Source organism: Bacteroidales bacterium (assembly GCA_012517825.1).
Taxonomy (GTDB): domain Bacteria; phylum Bacteroidota; class Bacteroidia; order Bacteroidales; family JAAYUG01; genus JAAYUG01.
In genome coordinates this window covers 1-5,553 of the sequence record JAAYUG010000175.1, presented here as the reverse complement: position 1 = coordinate 5,553, position 5,553 = coordinate 1, and the positions used below count along the sequence as shown (strand labels likewise).

General features: G+C 46.1%; 7 protein-coding genes. 6 read left to right on the top strand and 1 reads right to left on the bottom strand.

What is annotated here, in order from left to right; all coding sequences use genetic code 11:
• Window positions 1–1,056: ATP-binding protein (locus GX419_12295; protein ID NLI25474.1), on the top strand; the 1,056-nt coding region annotated here is incomplete at its 5' end.
• Complete coding sequence (locus GX419_12290) at window positions 1,049–2,332, top strand: U32 family peptidase (protein NLI25473.1); 1,284 nt, start codon at window positions 1,049–1,051, stop codon at window positions 2,330–2,332. The genes GX419_12295 and GX419_12290, both read left to right, overlap by 8 nt.
• Here the strand turns inward: GX419_12290 and GX419_12285 are convergent.
• On the bottom strand, window positions 2,320–3,033 hold the full coding sequence (locus GX419_12285) for a hypothetical protein (GenBank protein ID NLI25472.1): 714 nt from the start codon (window positions 3,031–3,033) through the stop codon (window positions 2,320–2,322). The genes GX419_12290 and GX419_12285 overlap by 13 nt on opposite strands.
• 221 nt (window positions 3,034–3,254) lie before the next feature.
• Here GX419_12285 and GX419_12280 point away from each other — a divergent pair, with 221 nt between their 5' ends.
• From GX419_12280 to GX419_12265, 4 genes are all read left to right on the top strand, one after another.
• A complete protein-coding gene (locus GX419_12280) occupies window positions 3,255–3,641 on the top strand; it encodes a response regulator (protein NLI25471.1) in 387 nt (128 codons plus the stop codon).
• 227 nt (window positions 3,642–3,868) lie between these two features.
• Window positions 3,869–4,402: a DUF177 domain-containing protein gene (locus tag GX419_12275; protein ID NLI25470.1), complete on the top strand. Its 534-nt coding sequence runs from the start codon at window positions 3,869–3,871 to the stop codon at window positions 4,400–4,402.
• Window positions 4,403–4,406: 4 nt separating this feature from the next.
• Window positions 4,407–4,592, top strand: coding sequence for a 50S ribosomal protein L32 (rpmF, locus tag GX419_12270; GenBank protein ID NLI25469.1), 186 nt, complete (start codon window positions 4,407–4,409; stop codon window positions 4,590–4,592).
• 22 nt (window positions 4,593–4,614) lie between these two features.
• A partial coding sequence (locus GX419_12265) for a phosphate acyltransferase (GenBank protein NLI25468.1) occupies window positions 4,615–5,553 on the top strand: 939 nt, incomplete at its 3' end.

Genomic DNA, 5,553 nt, shown 5'->3' with positions numbered 1-5,553 from the left:
CTTTCTGCTGAAGAAGAGAAAAAAGTACTGCTGTGGGCCGAAGCAACCAAGAAGCTGGCTTTACCGGAACCTGACGGTACGGATTTCAGTTTTCTGCTGCAGGTTGTGCAGGATAACACCACAGTGCCGGTGATCCTCGTGGATCATAAAGGAGAAATCGTGGCCTGGAGGAATCTTGACTCACTTAAGGTTTCAAGGGAAGGATATCTTGAAAAGGAACTGGAAGTAATGAAAACCCAGCATGATCCTATTGTAATTGAAATCGGAGGGGGTGAAAAGAACTATATCTATTACAAAAATTCCATTCTTCTTACCAGGCTAACGTTATATCCTTTCATACAGCTGGGGGTGATCACCCTGTTTATTCTGGTATCATATATTGCTTTCAGTGCTTCGCGCAAGGCCGAACAGAACAAGGTGTGGGTAGGGCTGAGCAAGGAAACGGCTCATCAGTTGGGAACTCCGACATCTTCGCTGCTGGCCTGGGCAGAAATTCTGAGAGAGCGCAATGTAGCGCCCGATATTATGGATGAAATGGAGAAAGACATCAGGCGGCTTGAAAAAATTACCGAGCGTTTTTCGAAGGTAGGTTCCGAACCGGTGATGAAGTCTGTTGATCTCACTGAGCTGGTTGTGCGGACAGTGGATTACATCAGAACCCGTGTTTCGGGCGATGTGGTGCTTCAGGCCGATGTGCCGATGTATTCCTTAATGGCTCCGGCCAGCAGTTCCCTCCTTGAATGGGTACTTGAAAATGTGATGAAGAACGCCGTAGACGCACTGGAAGGAGGAAAAGGGACAGTTACCGTGACCTTGGTTCGTTCGGGCGAAAAGGTGATAATTGATGTTATTGATACCGGGAAAGGAATACCCCGGTCATTGCATAAAACCATTTTTAAACCGGGTTTTACAACCAAGAGCAGAGGCTGGGGGCTCGGGCTGAGTCTTTCCAAACGGATCATTGAAATGTACCACAAGGGAAGGATTTTCGTTGCTGCATCGGAACCGGGAAAAGGAACCACAATACGTATTATACTTCCAGGCCATTATGATTGATCTGAAAGGAATCAGCAGAAAAGATATTGAACTGATGGCACCTGTTGGTTCTTTTGAATCGCTCATGGCTGCCATTCAGGGGGGTGCCGACTCAGTTTATTTTGGTCTGGAAAACCTGAACATGCGGTCCCGTTCGTCGGTTAACTTTTCCCTGGGCGATCTGCGGGAAATACTTGATATTGCATTCCGTCACAAGATCAGGACCTATCTGGCCCTGAATACAGTGATGTACGACGAAGATCTTCCCCGCGCAAGGGAAATGCTGGATGCAGCAGCCCGGGAGGGAATCAGCGCCGTCATTTTGGCCGATCAGTCGTTGCTGGAATATGCCGCTTCCAGAAAGCTCGAAATACACCTTTCCACCCAGCTGAACATAAGCAATGCCGAATCGCTCCGGTTTTATTCCCGATGGGCCGATGTAGTGGTGCTGGCAAGGGAACTTTCTCTTGATCAGATCAAAAATATTTATTCTGAAATTCAGAACAGCAGAATCACGGGACCTTCAGGAAAACCCGTCAGGCTGGAACTGTTTGCCCATGGAGCCCTGTGTATGGCCATTTCCGGGAAATGCTATCTGAGCCTTCATGAATTCAACCATTCGGCCAACCGGGGGGAATGTTTCCAGGTATGCCGCAGAAGTTATCTGGTTACCGATGCCGAAACAGGATATCAGCTGGAAATAGATAACCAGTACATAATGTCGCCCAAAGACCTGTGCACTATTGATTTTCTTGACCGCATCCTGGAAGCCGGAATATCGGTTCTGAAAATTGAAGGAAGGGCACGATCACCTGAATATGTCAAAACCGTGACAGCCTGTTACCATGAAGCGCTTCAGTCTATTGCCGAAAATACCTATTCAGACGAAAAGATTCAGCTATGGAAAGAAAGGCTGGCCGGTGTTTTCAACAGGGGGTTCTGGGATGGTTATTATTTGGGCCGGAAGATGGGTGAATGGAGCCGGCGCTATGGGTCGCATGCCACCCGCAGGAAAGAGTACCTGGGGAAGGTGGTCAATTATTATGCGAAAATCGGGGTGGCTGAGGTGCAGATGGATGCAGGGCAGCTTTACACAACCGACGAAGTGCTGATTATCGGCCCCACAACGGGCGTAATGGAAACGCAGATTACCGAACTGCGCGATGATCATGGTACCATCCCTTCTGCGCACAAAGGAATGCTGATCGCTTTCAAGGTTCCGGGGGCCGTACGAAGGTCAGATAAAGTTTACAAATGGGTACCGGCAGGCCATCAGAAAGATCATCAGGAATTGTAATGGTGCCGCATAACCACTTCATAAAGGCCGGGCAATTCCTTCATAAGAGCTTCCCGCTGATGGGGCGAAAAAATGCGCACGATGTCTTCATATCCCCGGTAACGGTATAAGCCTCCGAGAGCCGCATCAAAAACCGGATTGCGGCAATTGTTTTTAACCTGACGCGTTATCGCTTCAAAGTCCTGCCAGCTGATGAACCGCGAGAGGGTAAAATACATTTTGGCGTTGTCTTTCACATCAAGGTATTTCCCTTCCTCTGTTTCCTGAAGAAGAAAGGTTTTATGGACCTTGATCAGCCCTTCCTGTTCAATGGGGCGAACTTTTCTGAATTTGACTCCTTCCTTCTGCAAGGTTCCCTGAAGCTCCCCGATGCGCGAAAAGCAATCAAGCCCCAGTACCCTGATCGATGAAAACACTTCATTTCCAATGATTAACTCAGCATAGTTACCGTAACAGGTATGCTTTTCTCTCTTTTTTACGGTGGCTATCCAGCGTCCCACCAGTTCAGGGGAAGCAGCTTCCTGCAATACAAGAAAAACGGAACGCGGTTCTTCGGTATCAGGCAGATTATTACCGAAATAGCCCGGAAAAGGCTTTTTGTTCTCCAATACAAGCGTATCTTCAAGAACATTGAACCGTATCGTGGAGAGGAATTCTTTCTTGAGAATGAATCCCGATATTTCAAGAACTGGATGTTCCATGGGAAAGGAATTAAAAGGTCATTAAAGATACGAAAAACGAAAATTTTTTCCCAGGAAAAAATTTGCCGCAGGTATCTTCTGATGTAGGGCCGTATTTCCCGGGTGTGCTGAAAGGGTGCACAGATAAAATGGTGTTTTCCGGCTCGCAGCCTTTAGCTAACGGTTACTTGTTTTGTGTGCTGATTTTGTTCATTTTTACATGTTGATTGAGAAACTGAAAAATGGAAAAGGAAAAACTGGTTTTCATTGTTGATGATGAAAACATCATATTAAGCCTGGTGGAATATGTCATAGGGAGTCAGGCCGGTATCAGGTTGCAGACATTTTCCTCCGTTGATGAGTGCCTGGCGGCTCTATCCATGGAACCCGATCTGGTAGTTACCGATCATCATTTTGGAAACCAGGGGGATCAGCCGGCGACAGGGCTGGATCTGCTTCGGTCTATCCGAAAAGTTCAAAAGGATTTACCCGTGCTGGTTTTGTCAAGCCATGATGATCCTTTGCTGAAGGAACAGTACAGGAAGGAAGGGGCTACCGGCTATCTGACAAAGAATGATTATTTTGTCAATGATCTGGAAGATACCATAAAAAAGTACCTTAACCTGTAGTTTGAACTCTGGCAATTCATGTGTTTGATAAAATGCATCCGATCCATTCTTTGCATTTTTACCTTCTGAAAAAGCTCATGATGGAACCGTCGATGAAGAGGAGGGGAAAGATTAATAAGGGACGGGAATGGTAATTATTTTACTTTTAGTTAGTTATAATTTTTATTCACAGGATTTTCTTTTTTATTCTGACAATAATTTATACTTTTGCATCCGATTTTTTTCAGGTGAAAGGATTGGAAGAATATATCATTCCCTTCAAGGGATTAAGCGAGGGGCATCACGCATACACCTTCGGCATATCGGGAAAGTTCTTTGAGAAGTATCCTTCCCCGGATGTACGGACGGGTGATCTGACGGCGTCAGTTGATTTGCTTCGCAGAAGTTCCTTCATGGAGTTTGGTATTGCCATTAAAGGAACAGTGGAGGTAGTATGCGACAGGTGCCTGGAATACTATCAGCAACCGGTTGATGTGAACGAGCATTTATATGTTCGTTTCGGAGATGCCTGGGCAGAAGAAACCGAATCGGCCCTGGTGATTCCGCGTGAAGAAACCCAGATTGATATGGGCCAGTTTTTTTATGAATTCATTATGCTGGCGCTTCCATACCGAAAAATCCACCCGGATGATGAAGACGGACACACAACCTGTGATCCGGAAATGATAAGGAGGCTGAATGAAATAGCCGTTGATGAAGATAGAATGAAAAGCAGCAATGCTATTTGGAACAAACTGAAAGATATTAACTTAAACCAGTAACGCCATGCCAAATCCGAAACGAAAGATTTCGAAGCAACGCAGAGACAAGAGAAGAACTCACGACAAAGCCCTTGTTCCGACACTGACTACCTGTCAGAATTGCGGAGCTACCATTGAGATGCATCATATTTGTCCGGAATGCGGTCATTATCGCGGGAAACCTGTCATTGAGAAGACGGTTACTGCCTGATGCTGCAAACAGTTTCTGACCAATGAAACTGGGGGTCGATGCGATGGGGGGTGATTTTGCCCCTGTTGCCGTTGTAAGCGGTGCCATTAAAGCCAGACAACTTCTTCCTGAAGAAGCGGAACTGGTTTTGATCGGGGACATTGCGCAGATTAAAGAAATTTGCAGGGAACAGCATTCCGACCCTGATGCATTTACCCTTGTTCATACAACCGAAGTGATCGAGATGGGGGAGAACCCCGCAAAATCCTTTGCTCAGAAGAGGGATTCCTCCATTTACCGGGGTTTTGTTATGCTGCGCCAGGGCGAACTGGACGCATTTGCCAGTGCCGGCAATACAGGAGCCATGCTGGCAGGAGCCATGCTGGTATCCAAAGTGATACCGGGAATTATACGTCCTGTGATCTCAGCTAATGTCCCCACACCGGAAGGTAAACCCATTGTTCTTCTTGATGTGGGCCTTAATCCTGATGCCAGGCCCGATGTTCTTTATCAGTACGGGATTCTGGGATCTGTATATGCCCGTACAATCCTTGAGATCGAAAATCCGAAGGTGGGGCTACTGAATATTGGATCCGAAGAGGAAAAGGGAAACATGGTGACCAAAGAAACCTACAAGCTGATGAAAGATACCAGTGAGTTTAACTTCATTGGTAATGTGGAGGGCCATGATTTCTTCAACCCGGATAAGCAAAATGTGATTGTTTGTGATGCGTTTTTAGGCAATATTCTTCTGAAGGAAGCCGAAGCTTTTTACGGACTGGTGAAAAAGCTTGGTATTCATCACCCATTTTTTGAGGAATTCAATTTTGAGAATACGGGCGGTACACCTGTGCTCGGCATCAATCATCCGGTTATTATCGGGCATGGTATTTCCAATGCCGAGGCTATAAAAAATATGATTATCAATACCTACCATGTTGTCAAATCGCAACTGGTTCAAAAAATAAGGGAGGCATTTCAG

What these genes read in the sequence shown, in the direction of transcription:
- GX419_12290 (NLI25473.1), top strand. Translation starts at nt 1,049, where the DNA reads ATGATTGATCTGAAAGGAATCAGCAGAAAAGATATTGAACTGATGGCA.
- GX419_12285 (NLI25472.1), bottom strand. Translation starts at nt 3,033, where the DNA reads ATGGAACATCCAGTTCTTGAAATATCGGGATTCATTCTCAAGAAAGAA.
- GX419_12280 (NLI25471.1), top strand. Translation starts at nt 3,255, where the DNA reads ATGGAAAAGGAAAAACTGGTTTTCATTGTTGATGATGAAAACATCATA.
- rpmF (NLI25469.1), top strand. Translation starts at nt 4,407, where the DNA reads ATGCCAAATCCGAAACGAAAGATTTCGAAGCAACGCAGAGACAAGAGA.